The following is a 17575-nucleotide window of genomic DNA, read 5'->3' as shown; positions in this document are numbered from 1 at the left end:
TGCTTCCCTTCGGTGGGCTGTTCGGGTGAGAGCACAGCAAACGCTCGGGTCCACCCTACGCAGCGATCACCTGGGTTCCGGACGGGCCGGGGCGAGATCCGGCCCGTCCGGATGCGGTCACCGCTTCGACTTGGCCGCCTTCGGCGTGGCCAGCCGGCTGCCGCTCCAGTCCTTGCCGACGCTGACGCTCTTCGCTGCGGTCAGGCCGGCCGTCGTCGCGGCTTCCGAGATGTCGCTCGGTTCCACGTATCCCGAACGGCCGGTCTTCGGCGTGAGGAGCAGGATCGCGCCGCCCTCTTCGATGTACGTGGTGGCATCCACCAGCGCATCCGTCAGGTCGCCGTCGTCGTCACGGAACCACAGCACAACGGCGTCGGCCACGTCGTCGTATTCCTCGTCCATCAGGTCGCCCTCGACGGCTTCCTCGATGGCCTCGCGGAGTTCCTGGTCGACGTCGTCGTCGTAGCCGATCTCCTGGACCACCTGTCCGGGCTGGAACCCCAGCCTGGCGGCAGGGTTCGTCCGCTCCTCCGCGTGGTCCGCGGTCGCGCTCACGGGGTGCCTCCTGATCATGTCTTGGTGAGTATCTCAGCCACGCGCGTGCGCGAAGCATTGGCCGTAGTCCACACGGGCGGGGCGGATAGCGCAAGTACCCGGCCCTCCCGACCGTCGAAACGGTGACGATACCGGCCGTGTCGTGGCAACTTCTGGCACCGTATCCCGATTCCGCGCCACCCACATCACCCGCATGTGCCCGGTTTGCCCTCAATGGAATCATCCACGGATGGAACCATCAAACAACTTTGCCAAGCGCGTCACACCCCGGGCGTATCGTTGCGTTTTGACCGGCGGTGTGCTCCGGGCGGTACGGCGGGGTGGCGACGGTGGAGATGACGGACGTCTCCCCGCGGTACACGATGGGGAACGGCGCGGGCACTGACAGTAGGCACGAGCAGCGCCTACGCGCAGTAGGCACGAGCAGCGACAACCGGCCCTCCGACAGGTAAGGAACAGCGTGGCTTCCGGATCCGATCGTTCCCCGATCATCATTGGCGGCCTTCCGAGTCAGGTTCCTGACTTCGATCCCGAAGAGACCCAGGAGTGGCTCGACTCCCTCGACGCCGTCGTGGACGAGCGCGGCCGGGAGCGGGCGCGCTATCTCATGCTGCGGCTGATCGAGCGGGCCCGTGAGAAGCGCGTGGCCGTGCCCGAGATGCGCAGCACGGACTACGTCAACACGATCCCCACCAAGAGCGAGCCGTTCTTCCCGGGCAACGAGGAGATCGAGCGCAGGATCCTGAACGCGACCCGCTGGAACGCGGCCGTGATGGTCTCGCGTGCCCAGCGCCCCGGCGTCGGCGTGGGCGGTCACATCGCCACCTTCGCCTCCTCCGCCTCGCTCTACGACGTGGGCTTCAACCACTTCTTCCGCGGCAAGGACGAGGGCGACGGCGGCGACCAGGTCTTCTTCCAGGGCCACGCCTCCCCCGGCATCTACGCCCGCGCGTTCCTGCTCGACCGGCTCACCGAGAACCAGCTGGACGGGTTCCGCCAGGAGAAGTCGAAGTACCCGAACGGCCTGTCCAGCTACCCGCACCCGCGCTCCATGCCGGACTTCTGGGAGTTCCCGACGGTCTCCATGGGCCTCGGCCCGCTGGGCGCGATCTACCAGGCGCGGATGAACCGCTACATGGAGGCGCGCGGCATCGCGGACACCTCCAAGTCGCAGGTGTGGGCGTTCCTCGGCGACGGCGAGATGGACGAGCCGGAGTCGCTCGGCCAGCTCACGCTCGCGGCCCGGGAGGGCCTGGACAACCTGACCTTCGTGGTCAACTGCAACCTCCAGCGCCTGGACGGCCCGGTGCGCGGCAACGGCAAGATCATCCAGGAGCTGGAGTCGGTCTTCCGGGGCGCCGGCTGGAATGTGATCAAGCTGATCTGGGACCGCTCCTGGGACCCGCTGCTCGCGCAGGACCGGGACGGCGTCCTGGTCAACAAGATGAACACCACCCCGGACGGGCAGTTCCAGACGTACGCCACGGAGTCGGGCGCGTACATCCGCCAGCACTTCTTCGGCGACGACCACCGGCTGCGGGCGATGGTCGAGAACATGACCGACGACCAGATCCTGCACCTGGGGCGCGGCGGTCACGACCACCGCAAGATCTACGCGGCGTTCAAGGCGGCCAAGGAGCACAAGGGCCAGCCGACGGTCATCCTGGCCAAGACGATCAAGGGCTGGACGCTGGGCCCGAACTTCGAGGGCCGCAACGCCACGCACCAGATGAAGAAGCTGACGGTCGACGACCTGAAGCGCTTCCGGGACCGGCTGCACCTGCCGATCTCCGACCGGGAGCTGGAGTCCGGCCTGCCGCCGTACTACCACCCGGGGCGGAACTCGGAGGAGATCCAGTACATGCACGACCGCCGCAAGGGCCTCGGCGGGTACGTCCCGACGCGCGTCGTGCGTTCCAAGGCGCTCGCGCTGCCGGACGACAAGGCGTACGCGACGGTGAAGAAGGGCACGGGCCAGCAGTCCATCGCGACCACGATGGCCTTCGTGCGCCTGCTCAAGGACCTCATGCGGGACAAGGAGATCGGGCGGCGGTTCGTGCTGATCGCGCCGGACGAGTACCGCACGTTCGGCATGGACTCCTTCTTCCCGAGCGCGAAGATCTACAACCCGCTCGGGCAGCAGTACGAGTCCGTGGACCGCGAACTGCTCCTCGCCTACAAGGAGTCGCCGACCGGCCAGATGCTGCACGACGGCATCTCCGAGGCGGGGTGCACGGCGTCGCTGATCGCGGCGGGTTCCGCGTACGCGACGCACGGCGAGCCGTTGATCCCGGTGTACGTCTTCTACTCGATGTTCGGGTTCCAGCGCACGGGTGACCAGTTCTGGCAGATGGCCGACCAGTTGGCGCGCGGCTTCGTCCTCGGTGCGACCGCGGGTCGTACGACGCTCACCGGCGAGGGCCTTCAGCACGCCGACGGGCACTCGCAGTTGCTGGCCTCCACGAACCCGGCGTGCGTCGCGTACGACCCGGCGTACGCCTACGAGATCGCGCACATCGTCCAGGACGGCCTGCGCCGGATGTACGGCGGCTCGGAGGAACACCCGCACGGCGAGGACGTGTTCTACTACCTCACCGTCTACAACGAGCCGATCCAGCACCCCGCGGAGCCGGCCGGCGTGGACGTCGAGGGCATCGTCAAGGGCATCCACAAGCTCTCCGACGGCCCCGGCGGGGCGATTCCGGCGCAGATCATGGCGTCGGGCGTCGCGGTGCCATGGGCGCTCCAGGCGCAGCGGATGCTCGCGGAGGACTGGAACGTGCAGGCGTCGGTGTGGTCCGCGACGTCCTGGAACGAGCTGCGGCGCGAGGCGGTGGCGTGCGAGGAGCACAACCTGCTGCATCCCGAGGAGGAGCAGCTCGTGCCGTACGTGACGCGCAAGCTGAGCGGGTCGGAGGGTCCGTTCGTGGCCGTTTCCGACTGGATGCGCTCGGTTCCGGACCAGATCGCTCGCTGGGTTCCCGGCCCCTACCAGTCCCTCGGTGCCGACGGCTTCGGCTTCGCCGACACCCGCGGGGCGGCCCGCCGCTTCTTCCACATCGACGCGCAGTCGATCGTCGTGGCGGTCCTCACGGAACTGGTTCGCGTCGGCCGGATCGACCGCTCGGTGCTGAAGCAGGCGATCGACCGGTACCAGGTGCTGGACGTGACGGCCGCGCATCCGGGGGCGGCGGGGGGCGACGCGTAACGGCGCCGGAGGGCGCGGGTCGGCCGCGGCGGGCCGGGCGTCGGGTCGCGTACCGGCGCTGACCGGGTACTGCCCGCGCCCACCCGTGCCGCCCCGGCGGCACGACCGCCCGCAGTACGGACGACACGTCGGCAGCCGACGGAACCGCGGTTCCCCCAGGCGCGGGGAACCGCGCGACCAGCCACGACGGTGCACCGGGCACACGCCCGGCACCCCCGCGGCGAACCGCAGACGCGACACCGCTCCCCTCCTGCGCGGTGCGCGTCTGCGGCCGGGCTGCCGGTGCAGAACTCTGTCCCGCGCCCACCACGCCGCGCCAGTGAACGCCGATCACGTCACCCGGCCGGGCGACCGCAGGTCAGATGTGGCCCACGCCCGCCCCCGCCTCCGCGTTGCCGCCCCGCTTGGTGAGGAAGGCCACCAGGACGGCGACCACGGCGACACCCGCGGCGACGAGGCACGCGAGGCTCATGCCGGAGATGAACGTGTCGTGCGCCACGGACGTGATCTTGGCGGCTATCGGCGCCGGTATCCCCTTCGGCACCGGTGCCACACCGGCCTGCACCGCCTCCGACGCCTGATCCAGCTGCGCCGGCGTCAGCGGCGGCAGCCCCGCGCCCTTCCAGTTCCCCGGCAGCGAGCTGTCGACCTTGGACGCCATCACCGCGCCCAGCACCGCCGTACCGAGGCTGCCGCCGATCTGCATGGCGGCCTGCTGGAGACCGCCGGCCACGCCGGACAGCTCCATGGGCGCGTTGCCCACGATGACCTCGGTCGCGCCGACCATGACCGGCGCGAGGCCGAGGCCGAGGAGGGCGAACCAGACGGACATCACGCCGCTGCCGGTACCGGCCTTGAGCGTGGACATCCCGTACATGGCGACCGCGGTCGCGACCATGCCGCCGGCCAGCGGGATCCGCGGGCCGAGCTTGGTGATCGCGGCACCGGCGAGCGGCGAGGCGACGATCATCATGCCGGTGAGCGGCAGCAGGTGCAGGCCCGCGTTGACCGGCGTCATCCCGTGCACGTTCTGGAGGTAGAAGGTCACGAAGAACAGGCCGCCCATGAAGGCGATGGCCATGAGGACCATCAGGACCACACCGGCCGACAGCGGCACGGAGCGGAACAGGCCGAGCGGGATGAGCGGTTCGGCGACCCTGGTCTCCCAGAACGCGAAGAACGCGAAGAGCAGGACCGAGGCGACGATGAAGCCCCAGGTCTCCCCCGCGCCCCAGCCCCAGGTCGGCGCCTTGATGAGTGCCCAGACGAGGCAGAACATCGCCCCGGACAGCAGGGCGATGCCGAGCACGTCGAAGGAGCGCGGCGCGTTCTTCGCGCGGTGGTCGAGCAGGATCAGCAGGCCGAGGACCAGGGCGATCGCGCCGACCGGCACGTTGATGAAGAACACCGACTGCCAGTTGACGTGCTGGACGAGCACGCCGCCGAGGATCGGGCCGCCCGCGGTGGACGCGCCGATCACCATGCCCCAGATGCCGATGGCCATGTTGAGCTTCTCGGCCGGGAAGGTGGCCCGCAGCAGGCCGAGCGCGGCCGGCATGAGCAGCGCGCCGAACAGGCCCTGGAAGACCCGGAAGGTGATGACGGCGGCGATGCTGTGGGACAGCCCGATCGCGCCGGACGCGGCGGCGAAGCCGGTCACGCCGATGAGGAAGGTCTGCCGGTGGCCGAAGCGGTCACCGAGCTTGCCCGCGGTGATCAGGGTGACCGCGAGGGCGAGGAAGTAGGCGTTGGTGATCCACTGCACGTCGGCGAAGGTCGCGTGCAGGTGGTCGCGGATGGCCGGGTTGGCGATGGCCACGATGGTGCCGTCCAGGGCCACCATCATGACCCCTACGGCGACGGTGATCAGGGTGAGCCACGGGTGGCCGCGCATCCCCGTGACCGGGGCTTGCTCCGCCGGGGCCGGCGGGGCTCCGTCACCCGGCTCCGTCGTGTCGATGGTGGTCTGACCAGTCATGTGTTCGAGCCTAGTGACAGCCACTGACAGTTGACAAACATTTTCATAAGTCGGTAACTGACAGGGCACACTGCCATAGGGCTGAGCTGGCCGAATGTTCAGGAAGGGGCCGTCGAGGGGCCATGGAGACGCTGCGCGAGCGCAAGAAGCGGCGTACCCGGGAGTCGCTGCTGCGGGCCGCTCTCGAACTGTTCACCACCCAGGGGTACGAGCGCACCACGGTGGACGAGATCGCCGCGGCCTGCGAGGTCTCGCAGCGCACCTTCTTCCGCTACTTCGCGGGCAAGGAGGACGCGGCCTTCGCGGTCCAGGAGATGACGGAGGCCCTGTTCCTGGCCGCCCTGCGCGCCCGGCCGGCGCACGAGGCGCCGATGGAGGCGCTGCGGCAGGCGGTCCTGGAAAGCTGGGACACGCTCCGGGAGACCGTCGAGTCGGCCGTGCCGATGGAGCTGTACCTGCGCATGTACCGGACCATCGAGTCGACGCCCGCGCTGCTCGCCGCCCACCTGCGCCGCTCGACCGCCGTCGAGGAGACCCTCGCGCGACTGCTGGCCGAGCGGGAGGGCGTGGACGTGGACACGGACCCCCGGCCGCGGCTCGTGGTGGCGGTGTTCGGCGGGGTGATAAGGGTCACGGAGCGGCAGTGGTGCACGGGCGGGGACTTCAGCCTGGAGGCCGTCAGATCGCTCACCGCCTCCTACCTCGATCAGGTGGCTTCGGCCCTCCGGGGGAACTGGCGCACGAGCTGAGGCCGTTGCCCCGGCGCCGGAAAGATCGCCGGACGTGCGCCCGGGGGGCCGCCGACGGCGTGTCCGGCGGATCGGCCGGGGCGCACTCGAAAGATCGTTCACCGGGTGTTCGATCTCCACCGAAACGTGATCCCGGTCACTCGGTTACCGCGAGACCGTCTCGTTCTCCTAGTGTGTCCTCCCAGTGACTTCCTTCGACACCTCCTCCCCGCAACTCAACGTCTGGCGCGCGATGCTGGCGCTGGCCGTCGTGTTCGTGATGCTCGCCACCACCGGCTGGACCGCCCTGCGCACCCACCGGGAGACCGGCGAGCTCCAGGCCTCGCTCGACAGCTGGAAGCACGGCAGCATCCACGGACTGCGGCTCCCGGACCCGGGGGCGGGCCCCGCGCGGCTCACCGGGTTCTTCACCTCGCTCTCCGCGCAGGACCGCGCCCGCCTCGCCCGCCACTACCCGCTCGCGGTGGGCAACATGAACGGCGCGCCGGTCTCCCTGCGCTACCGGGCCAACCGCATCGCCCTGGAACAGCAGCGCGCGGTCGAGCGCAAACGCATGCACGACAGCCGGCTCAGCGCGGCGGGCCAGCAGGACGCGGGCCGTCGTATGCACCGCTACGCGTCGCTGCTGGCCCCCGGCCGCCAGATCCTCTCCTTCGACCCGGAGGGCACCGGCCGCATCGCCGAGGTGTTCGGGAACCTGGCCGAGGCGCAGCGGATCTCGGTCGTCGTGCCCGGCGTCGACACCGACCTGCTCACCTTCCAGAAGACCAACCGCCCCTACACCGCCCCGGTCGGCATGGCCAAGGCGCTGTACGCGGCGGAGCGCACGGCCGCCCCCGGGACCCGTACGGCCGTGATCGCCTGGGCCGACTACACCTCCCCCGACGGCCTCGGCGTGGACGCGGCCACCGGAGCGCGCGCGGCGGAGGGCTCCCTGCGGCTGAACGCGCTGCTGCGCGCCCTGCCGGGCCGGGCCCCGGTGTCGATGTTCTGCCACAGCTACGGCTCCGTGCTGTGCGGGGTCGCCGCGCACGACATGCCCCGGCGGGTCGCCGACATAGCGGTGGCCGCCAGCCCCGGCATGCGGGTCTCCCGGGCCGCGAACCTGCGCACCACCGCCCGGGTGTGGGCCATGCGGGACGCCACCGACTGGATCCAGGACGTGCCGTACCTGGAGCTGGGCGGGCTCGGGCACGGCGCCGATCCGGTCGCCGCGGGCTTCGGGGCCCGGGTGCTGTCCGCGCGGGACGCGCAGGGCCACGCCGGGTACTTCACGCCGGGCACGGACAGTCTGCGCAACCTCGCCGACATCGGCACGGGCGCGTACGACTCGGTGGAGTGCGCCGGCGGAAGTGACGCCTGCCGGGCAGGTCTGCCCGCGGCGACGACGCTCCAACGCGCGTAGAAACAGCAGGAAGTGCGGTCTGCGCGGGTGGCGACGGAGGGGCACGTGCCGCATACGATGAGCCGCATGGGTGACGTACTGGCGGGATTTCATGCCGTCTGGGAGTTCGAGTCCGACTCCGTGCTCATCCGCTACGAACGGGGGATTCGAACACCGAAGTTGTTCCAGGCGCTCGGGGAGCGGCGGATCCCGCTGTCCGCCGTCGAGGAGGTCACGCTCGCTCCGGGCAAGCGCGGCACCCTCGTACTGCGCCTGGTGCCCCGTTCCGGTGCGGATCCGCTCATGGATGCGGCGGACGGACAGCTGAAGGAGGGTTCCGACCCGTACCGGCTGGTCCTGCCGGCCGAGCGGGAGCCCCAGGCGGCGTCCTGCGCCGAGGAGCTGGCGGCGCGGCTGACGGAGTCGGGGCCGGCGGACCGCTATCTGGTGGCCGCGCCCGCGGCGCCGTTGCAGTTCAAGGCGTACGACGGGAAGGCGACGTTCGACGGGACGTCCGTGCAGTTCCGGTGGTCCTGGACCGGCGCGTCCACGGCCAAGTGGAAGGCCGGCGACCAGAGTTGGGCGGTCGCCGACCTCAGCGGCGTGGAGTGGCGCTCCCCCGAGGCGCTGGACGGGTACCTACGGCTCCGCGCCTCGGGTGCGGACCCGGTCGCCGCGCCCGACCAAGACCCGGCGGCGGTGGTGTTCGGACTCGGCTACGGCCCGGTGCACGAGTCCCTGCCGTTCGCCGCGGCGGTACTCGCGGCGGTCCGCTCACGCAGGCCGGTGCCGACGGTGCCGCGGTGCCGTCGTGACCCCGCGGACATCGCCGAGCGCATCCGGCATCTGGGGGAGCTGCATCAGGCCGGGCTGGTCACCGACGAGGAGTTCTCCAGCAAGAAGGCCGAGTTGCTGGCCGAGCTCTAGAACTGCTCGCGGCCCGCCGAGGTGAACGTCATGTCCGCGTACCGGTCGCCCGCCACCTTGCCCGCGATCGGCTCCAGTCGGGCCAGCTCGGCCTCGGTCAGGGTGATCCGGGTCGCGGCCACGTTCTCCTCCACCCGGTTCGCCTTGCGGGTGCCCGGGATCGGGACGACCGGCAGGGAGTCGACCGCGGCGCGCTGCTGGACCCAGGCCAGGGCGATCTGGGCCGGGGTGGCGCCGTGGGCGGCGGCGATGGTGTGCAGGGGCTGGAGCAGGGCCGCGTTGGCGGCGGCGTTGTCGCCGGTGAAGCGGGGCTGATGGCGGCGGAAGTCGTCGGCCGTGAGGTCCTTGTCGGCGTCGGCGAAGGACCCCGTGAGGAAGCCCCGGCCGAGCGGCGAATACGGCACCAGGGCGACGCCCAGCTCCCGCGCCGCCAGCACGACATGCGCCTCGATGTCCCGGCTGAACAGCGACCACTCCGACTGCACGGCCGCGATCGGGTGCACGGCGTGCGCCGCGCGCAGCTCCTGTGCCGTGACCTCGCTGAGGCCCAGGTGCTTGACCTTGCCCTCGCGCACCAGCTCCGCCATCGTGCCGACGGTCTCCTCGATGGGCACGTTCACATCGCGCCGGTGCATGTAGTAGAGGTCGATCACGTCGACGCCGAGCCGCTGGAGGCTGCCCTCGACGGCCTCGCGGATGTACGGGGCGTCGTTGCGGATGATCCGCCTGGTCGGGTCGTCCTTGGGGATGGACAGGGCGAACTTGGTGGCGATCACCACCTCGTCGCGGTGGGCCCGGAAGAACGGGGCGAGGAACCGCTCGTTCTCGCCCGCGCCGTACGCGTCGGCGGTGTCGTAGAGGGTCACGCCCAGCTCCAGCGCCCGGTCCAGGGCGGCGCGCGCCTGCTCGGTGTCGGTGGGGCCGTAGCCGAAGCTCATGCCCATGCAGCCGAGTCCCTGCACGCCGACCTCGGGCCCCTGCGCTCCCAGGCGTGCCGTCGGAATCCTGGCGTCGGTCATCGATTGTTCCCCTCTATAGCGTAAAAACTGATCTTGCGGTCGAGCACGGCGAGCGTGTCCCGCAGCTCCGCGATCCGGCCGAGCACGTCCCGGCGGGTCCGCTCCAGCAGTTCCTGCCGCTCCCGGTAGGTACCGGTCCCCTCGCGCACCAGTTCCGCGTACCTGACCATGTCCGCCACCGGCATGCCGGTCAGCCGCAGCTTGGTCACCAGGTCCAGCCAGTCCAGGTCGCGGTTGCTGTAGCGGCGCTGCCCGGTGTGCGAGCGGTCGACGTGCGGCATCAGACCGATCCGTTCGTACCAGCGCAGCGTGTGCGCGGTCAGTCCGGTGAAGGCGGCGACCTCACTGATCGTGTAGTGGTCCTGCCCGTCCGGGCGCGGGTGGCGCGCAGGGCGCGGGGAGCAGATGTCGGCGGGGTGGGAGTCCTCAAGGGTCGCAGGCGTGGTCCGCATCACCGTCATGGCTCAACGCTATGGCCTTCGAGTGCACTCCAAGCAAGCGGAGCCGGTAAGAAAACCGAAGGACCGGGCGGGGACCGCTGGGTAGCGTGCGGGGCATGAGTCTCGCACGACGGGCCACGCCCGAGGACGCCACCGAGGTACTGCGACTGCGCCAGGTCATGTTCGATTCGCTGGGTCGGCTGGGCGCGTCCGGAGCGACGGGCTGGCAGGCCGAGTCCCTGCCGCTGGTGCGCGAGCGGCTGGCCGAGGCCGACGGGGACTTCGCGGCGTTCGTCGTCGAGTCCTCGGAGCGGCCGGGCGGGCTGGCCGCGCTGGCGGCGGGCACGGTGGACTACCGCGTCGGCAGCCCCCGCGACCCGCGGGGCCGGGTCGGGACCGTCTTCAGTGTGGCGACCGACCCGGGCGCCCGGCGCCGCGGCTACGCGCGGATGTGCATGGAGGAGCTGCTGGCCTGGTTCCGGGCCCGGGGCGCCGGGCACGTCCTGCTCACCGCCTCGCCGGACGCCCAGCCGCTGTACGAGGCCCTGGGCTTCACCCGGGACCCGGACCCTTCGATGCGGCTTCTGCTGTGAGCCGCATAGGCTCGGCCGCATGTCGTTGAACAGCCTGGCGTCGATCGAGAACTGGCCCGTGCCCACCGCGGCGGCGGGTGTCGTACGAGCCGACGGGACCGTCCTCGGGACACACGGCCCCGTCGGCCACCGCTTCCCCCTCGCCTCGGTCACCAAGCCGCTGGCCGCGTACGCGGCGCTGGTGGCGTACGAGGAGGGGGCGATCGAGCTGGACGAGCCGGCCGGACCGCCCGGGGCGACGGTGCGGCACCTGCTGGCGCACACCTCGGGCCTCGCCTTCGACGAGCACCGGGTGACGGCGCCGCCCGGGGAGCGGCGGCTGTACTCCAACGCCGGGTTCGAGCAGCTCGGCGACCACATCGCCAGGGCGACGGACATCCCGTTCGCCGAGTACGCGCGGCAGGCGGTGCTGGACCCGCTGGGCATGACGTCCACCTCGCTCGCGGGCTCCCCCGCGAAGGACGGCGTCTCGACGGTCGAGGACCTGCTGCGGTTCACGGCCGAGGTGCAGGCGCCCCGGCTGCTGGACCCGCGTACGGTCGCGGAGGCGATGACCGTCCAGTTCCCCGGCACCAAGGGCGTGCTGCCGGGCTACGGCCACCAGAACCCGAACGACTGGGGCCTCGGCTTCGAGATCCGCGACGCCAAGTCCCCCCACTGGACGGGCCGTTCCTCCTCCCCGCGCACCTTCGGCCACTTCGGGCAGTCCGGTACGTTCCTGTGGATCGACCCCGACGCGGACCTCGCCTGCGCCGCCCTGACCGACCGCGCCTTCGGCCCCTGGGCCGTCGAGGCGTGGCCGGTGTTCACGGACGCGGTGCTGGGCGAGACGCGCGGAGTGCGTTGATCGTCGGTCCGACAGCCTCCCCCGTGTGTGTGAGCCGTCAGCCGGTCATCTCCCACACGAGCAGCTCGGCCGGGGTCACCGCCACCGCCGCGAGAGCGCGGGCGTCGGTGATCCGGGCCGCGTCCCCCGCCCCCAGCTCCTCGCCGTCCAGCCGCACCTCGCCGCGCACGACGTGGACGTACAGGCGGGCCGCGTCCGGTACGGCGGTCCGCTCGCCCGCGGCCAGCCGGCGCACGTGCAGCATGGCGCCCGCGGCCGGCACGGCGTAGGGCGTGGCGTCGGCGATGCCCGGGACGACCTCGTACGACGGCTCGCCGCCCGGCTCCAGCGGGGCCAGCCACATCTGGAGGAAGGTCAACGGGCCCTCGCCGTCGTTGCGTTCGACGTGCCGCACGCCCGCCGCCGCACCGAGGTGCTGTACGTCACCGGGACGGACCCGGGATTCGTGGCCCGCGGAGTCCCGGTGGGTCAGCTCGCCCTCGACGACCCAGGTGACGATCTCGGTGTGGCTGTGCGGGTGCTCGTCGAAGCCGGCGCCGGGCGCGAGCCGTTCCTCGTTGCAGGCGATCAGCGGGCCGAAGCACAGGTTGTCGGGGTCGTAGTGCGGGCCGAAGGAGAAGGCGTGGCGGGTCTCGATCCCGTCCGCCGGGTCCCCGCCCGGGTAGCGCTCGGCGGCGCGCCGTACGTCGATCACGATCCCCACCGTAGACCCGTCCTCGACGCGGACGGGCGCCGGGTTCCGGACCCGCGACGCATGCTCCCGTCCGGATAAGGCACTCTTGTCCCCGTGCCCGAACCCGAATCCCACCGCGGCGATCCCGCGACGTCCGCCGTCCATACGCACACCGCGACCCTGAAGCGGCTGGAGAGGTCCTCGGGGAGTCTCGCCGCGCAGGCCATCGCGCGGATGGACGAGACCCTGCCGTGGTACCGGGCGATGCCCCCGGAGAACCGGTCCTGGATCGGGCTGGTCGCGCAGGCGGGCATCGCGGCCTTCACCGAGTGGTTCCGGCACCCGGACGCCCCGCAGGCGATCTCCACGGACGTCTTCGGGACCGCGCCGCGCGAGCTGACCCGGGCGATCACGCTGCGTCAGACCGTGGAGATGGTGCGCACCACCATCGAGGTCATGGAGAGCGCGATCGACGAGGTGGCCGCCCCGGGCGACGAGCGCGTGCTGCGCGAGGCGCTGCTGGTGTACGCCCGGGAGATCGCCTTCGCGACCGCCCAGGTGTACGCCCAGGCCGCGGAGGCACGCGGTGCCTGGGACGCGCGGCTCGAATCGCTGGTGGTCAACGCCGTGCTCAGCGGCGAGGCCGACGAGGGCGCGGTCAGCCGGGCCGCCGCGCTGGGCTGGAACTCGCCCGAGCACGTGTGCGTCGTCCTCGGTACCGCGCCGGACGGGGACAGCGAGCTGACCGTGGAGGCGATCCGGCGGGCCGCGCGGCATGCCAAGCTCCAGGTGCTCACCGGCGTTCTCGGGAACCGCCTTGTGGTGATCGCGGGCGGCAGTCCCAACCCGCTCGCGGTGGCGAAATCGCTGATCGGGCCGTACGCGGCCGGTCCGGTGGTCGCCGGGCCCGTGGTACCGGACCTGCAGGCCGCGACCCGGTCCGCGCAGGCCGCCGCGGCGGGGCTGAAGGCGTGCACGGCCTGGCAGGACGCGCCGCGGCCGGTGCTGGCGGACGATCTGCTGCCGGAGCGCGCCATCGCGGGCGATCCGAGCGCCCGTGACCAGTTGGTGGAGGAGATCTACAGACCGCTGGAAGAGGCCGGATCAGCGCTGCTGGAAACCCTGAGTGTCTACCTGGAGCAGGCGAGCAGCCTGGAGGGCGCGGCCCGGATGCTCTTCGTTCACCCGAACACCGTGCGCTACCGGCTCCGACGTGTGACAGACGTCACCGGTTGGTCGCCTTCGGATGTACGATCCGCGTTCACGCTGCGGATCGCGCTGATCCTGGGGCGCCTGGTCGACGGCGACCCCCAGGCATAGGGTTTTGTCGGAGGTCAACAAAAGCCCTTCGTGTTCTTCGTCCCTGTCCCCACGGGCGGCCGTGCCCGTACCCAAGAGAGAGTGTGAGAGTGCTCGTACTCGTCGCTCCCGGCCAGGGCGCCCAGACGCCCGGCTTCCTGACTCCCTGGCTCGAACTCCCCGGTGCCGCGGACCGTGTCGCCGCGTGGTCGGACGCCATCGGCCTCGACCTGGTGCATCACGGCACCCAGGCCGACGCCGACGCGATCCGGGACACCGCGGTCGCCCAGCCGCTGCTGGTCGCCGCCGGAATCCTGTCCGCCGCGGCACTCGGTGCCATGTCGGAGATCGCGCCGGGCGCGGTGGCCGGGCACAGCGTCGGCGAGATCACCGCGGCCGCCTTCGCGGGCGTGCTGACGGACGCCGCGGCCCTGAAGCTGGTCCGCACGCGCGGTCTGGCCATGGCGGAGGCCGCCGCGATCACCGAGACCGGCATGTCGGCGCTGCTCGGCGGCGACCCGGAGACCTCGGTCGCGCACCTGGAGAAGCTGGGCCTGACGCCGGCGAACATCAACGGCGCGGGTCAGATCGTCGCGGCGGGCACGCTGGAGCAGCTGGCCGCGCTGAACGAGGACAAGCCCGAGGGCGTCCGCAAGGTCGTCCCGCTGAAGGTCGCCGGCGCCTTCCACACCCGGCACATGGCCCCCGCGGTCGAGACGCTGGCCAAGGCCGCCGCCGACCTCGCCCCGGCCGACCCCAAGGTCACCTACGTCTCCAACAAGGACGGCGCGGCCGTCACTTCCGGCGCCGAGGTCCTGGAGCGCCTGGTCGGCCAGGTCGCCAACCCGGTGCGCTGGGACCTGTGCATGGAGACGTTCAAGGAGCTGGGCGTCACCGCGCTCATCGAGGTGTGCCCCGGCGGCACGCTGACCGGACTGGCCAAGCGGGCGCTGCCCGGCGTCAAGACGCTGGCCCTGAAGACCCCTGACGACCTCGACGCGGCCCGTGCGCTCATCACCGAGCACGTCGACGCCTGACGCCTAAGGAGCCGTAGATGGCGAAGATCAAGCCCAGCAAGGGCGCCCCGTACGCGCGCATCCTCGGTGTCGGCGGCTACCGCCCGACCCGTGTGGTGCCCAACGAGGTGATCCTGGAGAAGATCGACTCGTCCGACGAGTGGATCCGCTCCCGCTCCGGCATCGAGACCCGGCACTGGGCGGGCCCCGAGGAGACGGTGGCCGCGATGTCCGTCGAGGCGGCCGGCAAGGCGATCGCCGACGCCGGCATCGACGCCTCGCAGGTCGGAGCGGTCGTCGTGTCGACGGTGTCGCACTTCGCCCAGACCCCGGCCATCGCCACCGCGATCGCCGACCGGCTCGGCACCGACAAGGCGGCCGCCTTCGACATCTCGGCCGGCTGCGCGGGCTTCGGTTACGGCCTCACCCTGGCCAAGGGCATGATCGTGGAGGGCTCCGCCGAGTACGTCATCGTCATCGGCGTGGAGCGGCTCAGCGACCTGACCGACCTGGAGGACCGGGCCACGGCCTTCCTGTTCGGCGACGGCGCCGGCGCGGTCGTCGTGGGCCCCTCCAAGGAGCCGGCCATCGGCCCGACCGTGTGGGGCTCCGAGGGCGACAAGGCCACGGTCATCAAGCAGACCGTCTCGTGGGATCGCTTCCACGTCGGCGACGTCAACGAGCTTCCGCTGGACAGCGAGGGAAACATCAAGTTCCCCGCGATCACGCAGGAGGGCCAGGCGGTGTTCCGCTGGGCCGTGTTCGAGATGGCGAAGGTCGCCCAGCAGGCGCTGGACGCGGCCGGAATCAGCCCGGACGACCTGGACGTCTTCATCCCGCACCAGGCCAATGTGCGGATCATCGACTCGATGGTGAAGACTCTCAAGCTGCCGGAGCATGTCACGGTCGCCCGCGACATCCGCACCACCGGCAACACCTCGGCCGCCTCGATCCCGCTCGCCATGGAGCGGCTTCTGGCGACCGGGGAGGCGAAGAGCGGCGACACCGCGCTCGTCATCGGATTCGGGGCGGGTCTCGTCTACGCCGCCACGGTCGTTACCCTCCCCTAGGCACTCCGTGCCGGATCATGCGATCCGGTGGGGGGAAAAATGCCACAAACCGTCTGGAATATCGAAGAAGGAGCGCCTCACATGGCCGCCACTCAGGAAGAGATCGTCGCGGGTCTCGCCGAAATCGTGAACGAGATCGCCGGCATCCCGGTTGAGGACGTCCAGCTGGACAAGTCCTTCACCGACGACCTGGACGTCGACTCGCTGTCCATGGTCGAGGTCGTCGTCGCCGCCGAGGAGCGCTTCGACGTGAAGATCCCGGACGAGGACGTCAAGAACCTCAAGACGGTCGGCGACGCGACCGACTACATCCTCAAGCACCAGGCCTGAGCCATTCGCTGAGGCCCTACTGCCCGTCAGGCCGCAAGGCCGTCAGGCTGCAAGGCCCCGCCACCCGGCGGTGGCGCCGTAGATTCCCGCATCCGTTGGAGAAAGAATTCCCGTGATCCCGACCAATCGCACCGTGGTCGTCACCGGTATCGGCGCAACCACACCGCTGGGTGGCGACGCAGCTTCATTCTGGGAGGCCCTGGTCGCCGGCACGTCCGGTGTCCGCCTCCTGGAGGAGGAGTGGGCGGCGGACCTCCCGGTCCGCATCGCCGCCCGCGTCGCCGTCGAGCCGGGCGAGATCATCCCCCGGCCGCAGGCCCGCAAGCTCGACCGCTCGGCGCAGTTCGCGCTGATCGCCGCGCGCGAGGCCTGGAAGGACGCCGGCTTCACCGCCAGGGCCGGTGAGGACGCCTCCGTCAACCCCGACCGTCTCGGTACCGTGATCGCCTCCGGGATCGGCGGTGTGACGACGCTTCTGGACCAGTACGACGTGCTGCGCGAGAAGGGCGTCCGCCGCGTCTCCCCGCACACCGTGCCGATGCTCATGCCCAACTCCCCGGCGGCCAACGTCGGTATCGAGCTGGGCGCGCGCGCCGGCGTGCACACCCCGGTGTCGGCCTGCGCCTCCGGCGCGGAGGCCATCGGGTACGCGATCGAGATGATCCGCACCGGTCGTGCGGACGTGGTCGTGGCCGGTGGCACCGAGGCCGCGATCCACCCGCTGCCCATCGCCGCGTTCGGCAACATGATGGCGATGTCCAAGAACAACGACGACCCGGCGGCCGCGTCCCGGCCGTTCGACTCCGGTCGTGACGGCTTCGTGCTCGGCGAGGGCGCCGGTGTGATCATCCTTGAGTCCGAGGAGCACGCGAAGGCCCGCGGCGCGCGGATCTACGTGGAGGCGGTCGGCCAGGGCATCTCCGCCGACAGCCACCACATCACGCAGCCGGAGCCCTCGGGCAACGGCATCGCGCAGGCGCTGCAGAACCTGCTGGACAGCACGGACCTGAAGCCGGCCGAGGTCGTCCACGTCAACGCGCACGCCACCTCCACCCCGCAGGGTGACGTCGCCGAGATCAAGGCGCTGTGGAAGGTGTTCGGCGACGACGTCGAGCACATGGCGATCTCCGGCACGAAGTCGATGACCGGTCACCTGCTCGGTGGCGCCGGCGGCATCGAGACCGTGGCGTCGATCCTGGCGCTGGTGAACCGCACGGCGCCGCCGACGATCAACGTGAAGGACCTCGACCCCGAGGTGAACGCGGACGTCGTCGTGGGCGAGGCCCGTCAGCTGCCGGAGGGTCGTATCGCCGCGCTGAACGACTCGTTCGGGTTCGGCGGGCACAACGTGGTGCTGGCGTTCCGCACCATCTGAGGACACGCGGAAGGGCCCCCACCGGCCGGTCCCGCTATCTGCGCGTGGTGGACGACGAGCGGCTGGCCGAAGCGCTGCCGCGCCTGCTCGCACCGCTGCCCACCACCTTCAC

Annotated in this window: 16 protein-coding genes; 11 read left to right on the top strand and 5 right to left on the bottom strand. The window is 71.1% G+C overall.

Features of this window, described 5'->3' with window-relative positions; all coding sequences use genetic code 11:
* Positions 1-117 precede the first annotated feature (117 nt).
* Positions 118-555: a DUF3052 domain-containing protein gene (locus tag ACWDD7_RS22285; protein WP_285554373.1), complete on the bottom strand. Its 438-nt coding sequence runs from the start codon at positions 553-555 to the stop codon at positions 118-120.
* Positions 556-1015: 460 nt separating this feature from the next.
* Between ACWDD7_RS22285 and aceE the strand changes: the two genes are divergently transcribed.
* Positions 1016-3763 (top strand): pyruvate dehydrogenase (acetyl-transferring), homodimeric type, encoded by a 2748-nt coding sequence (aceE, locus tag ACWDD7_RS22280; protein WP_450458619.1) that lies wholly within the window; start codon positions 1016-1018, stop codon positions 3761-3763.
* A gap of 358 nt (positions 3764-4121) precedes the next feature.
* Here the strand turns inward: aceE and ACWDD7_RS22275 are convergent, their stop codons facing one another.
* Complete coding sequence (locus ACWDD7_RS22275) at positions 4122-5657, bottom strand: MFS transporter (protein ID WP_450458705.1); 1536 nt, start codon at positions 5655-5657, stop codon at positions 4122-4124.
* Between the two features lie 206 nt (positions 5658-5863).
* On the opposite strand from ACWDD7_RS22275, the gene ACWDD7_RS22270 reads away from it, so the two are divergent.
* From ACWDD7_RS22270 to ACWDD7_RS22260, 3 genes are all read left to right on the top strand, one after another.
* The gene (locus ACWDD7_RS22270; protein WP_351877511.1) at positions 5864-6490 is read left to right on the top strand and encodes a TetR family transcriptional regulator; all 627 of its coding nucleotides are present in this window, start codon (positions 5864-5866) and stop codon (positions 6488-6490) included.
* Between the two features lie 184 nt (positions 6491-6674).
* Complete coding sequence (locus ACWDD7_RS22265; RefSeq protein ID WP_450458618.1) at positions 6675-7895, top strand: alpha/beta hydrolase; 1221 nt, start codon at positions 6675-6677, stop codon at positions 7893-7895.
* Between the two features lie 66 nt (positions 7896-7961).
* Positions 7962-8801 carry a DUF4429 domain-containing protein gene (locus ACWDD7_RS22260; RefSeq protein ID WP_351877507.1) on the top strand — a complete coding sequence of 280 codons (840 nt, stop codon included), beginning with the start codon at positions 7962-7964 and terminating at the stop codon, positions 8799-8801.
* Here the strand turns inward: ACWDD7_RS22260 and ACWDD7_RS22255 are convergent.
* Both ACWDD7_RS22255 and ACWDD7_RS22250 read right to left on the bottom strand, forming a co-directional pair.
* The gene (locus tag ACWDD7_RS22255; protein ID WP_450458617.1) at positions 8798-9820 is read right to left on the bottom strand and encodes an aldo/keto reductase; all 1023 of its coding nucleotides are present in this window, start codon (positions 9818-9820) and stop codon (positions 8798-8800) included. The genes ACWDD7_RS22260 and ACWDD7_RS22255 overlap by 4 nt on opposite strands.
* The gene (locus tag ACWDD7_RS22250) at positions 9817-10281 is read right to left on the bottom strand and encodes a MerR family transcriptional regulator (RefSeq protein ID WP_450458616.1); all 465 of its coding nucleotides are present in this window, start codon (positions 10279-10281) and stop codon (positions 9817-9819) included. The genes ACWDD7_RS22255 and ACWDD7_RS22250 overlap by 4 nt, the downstream gene beginning before the upstream one ends.
* A 95-nt stretch (positions 10282-10376) precedes the next feature.
* Between ACWDD7_RS22250 and ACWDD7_RS22245 the strand changes: the two genes are divergently transcribed.
* On the top strand, positions 10377-10853 hold the full coding sequence (locus ACWDD7_RS22245) for a GNAT family N-acetyltransferase (protein ID WP_351877501.1): 477 nt from the start codon (positions 10377-10379) through the stop codon (positions 10851-10853).
* Between the two features lie 19 nt (positions 10854-10872).
* On the top strand, positions 10873-11700 hold the full coding sequence (locus ACWDD7_RS22240) for a serine hydrolase domain-containing protein (protein ID WP_450458615.1): 828 nt from the start codon (positions 10873-10875) through the stop codon (positions 11698-11700).
* Positions 11701-11737: 37 nt separating this feature from the next.
* Here the strand turns inward: ACWDD7_RS22240 and ACWDD7_RS22235 are convergent, their stop codons facing one another.
* Complete coding sequence (locus ACWDD7_RS22235) at positions 11738-12394, bottom strand: pirin family protein (protein WP_450458614.1); 657 nt, start codon at positions 12392-12394, stop codon at positions 11738-11740.
* A 93-nt stretch (positions 12395-12487) separates the two neighbouring features.
* Here ACWDD7_RS22235 and ACWDD7_RS22230 point away from each other — a divergent pair, with 93 nt between their 5' ends.
* The 5 genes from ACWDD7_RS22230 to fabF all read left to right on the top strand — a co-directional run bounded on the left by ACWDD7_RS22230 (position 12488) and on the right by fabF (position 17463).
* Positions 12488-13693 (top strand): PucR family transcriptional regulator, encoded by a 1206-nt coding sequence (locus ACWDD7_RS22230; RefSeq protein ID WP_351877495.1) that lies wholly within the window; start codon positions 12488-12490, stop codon positions 13691-13693.
* Positions 13694-13782: 89 nt separating this feature from the next.
* Positions 13783-14709, top strand: a complete 927-nt coding sequence (locus ACWDD7_RS22225) for an ACP S-malonyltransferase (protein ID WP_351877493.1) — start codon at positions 13783-13785, stop codon at positions 14707-14709.
* Between the two features lie 17 nt (positions 14710-14726).
* Positions 14727-15758: a ketoacyl-ACP synthase III gene (locus tag ACWDD7_RS22220; RefSeq protein WP_351877491.1), complete on the top strand. Its 1032-nt coding sequence runs from the start codon at positions 14727-14729 to the stop codon at positions 15756-15758.
* A gap of 81 nt (positions 15759-15839) precedes the next feature.
* The gene (locus tag ACWDD7_RS22215) at positions 15840-16088 is read left to right on the top strand and encodes an acyl carrier protein (RefSeq protein WP_030341284.1); all 249 of its coding nucleotides are present in this window, start codon (positions 15840-15842) and stop codon (positions 16086-16088) included.
* 112 nt (positions 16089-16200) lie between these two features.
* Positions 16201-17463, top strand: coding sequence for a beta-ketoacyl-ACP synthase II (fabF, locus tag ACWDD7_RS22210; protein WP_450458613.1), 1263 nt, complete (start codon positions 16201-16203; stop codon positions 17461-17463).
* Positions 17464-17575: the final 112 nt, after the last annotated feature.

The organism is Streptomyces sp. NPDC001056, from assembly GCF_053598955.1.
Note: the sequence above shows the minus strand (reverse complement) of the source record. Positions and strands in the feature narration are given on the sequence as shown.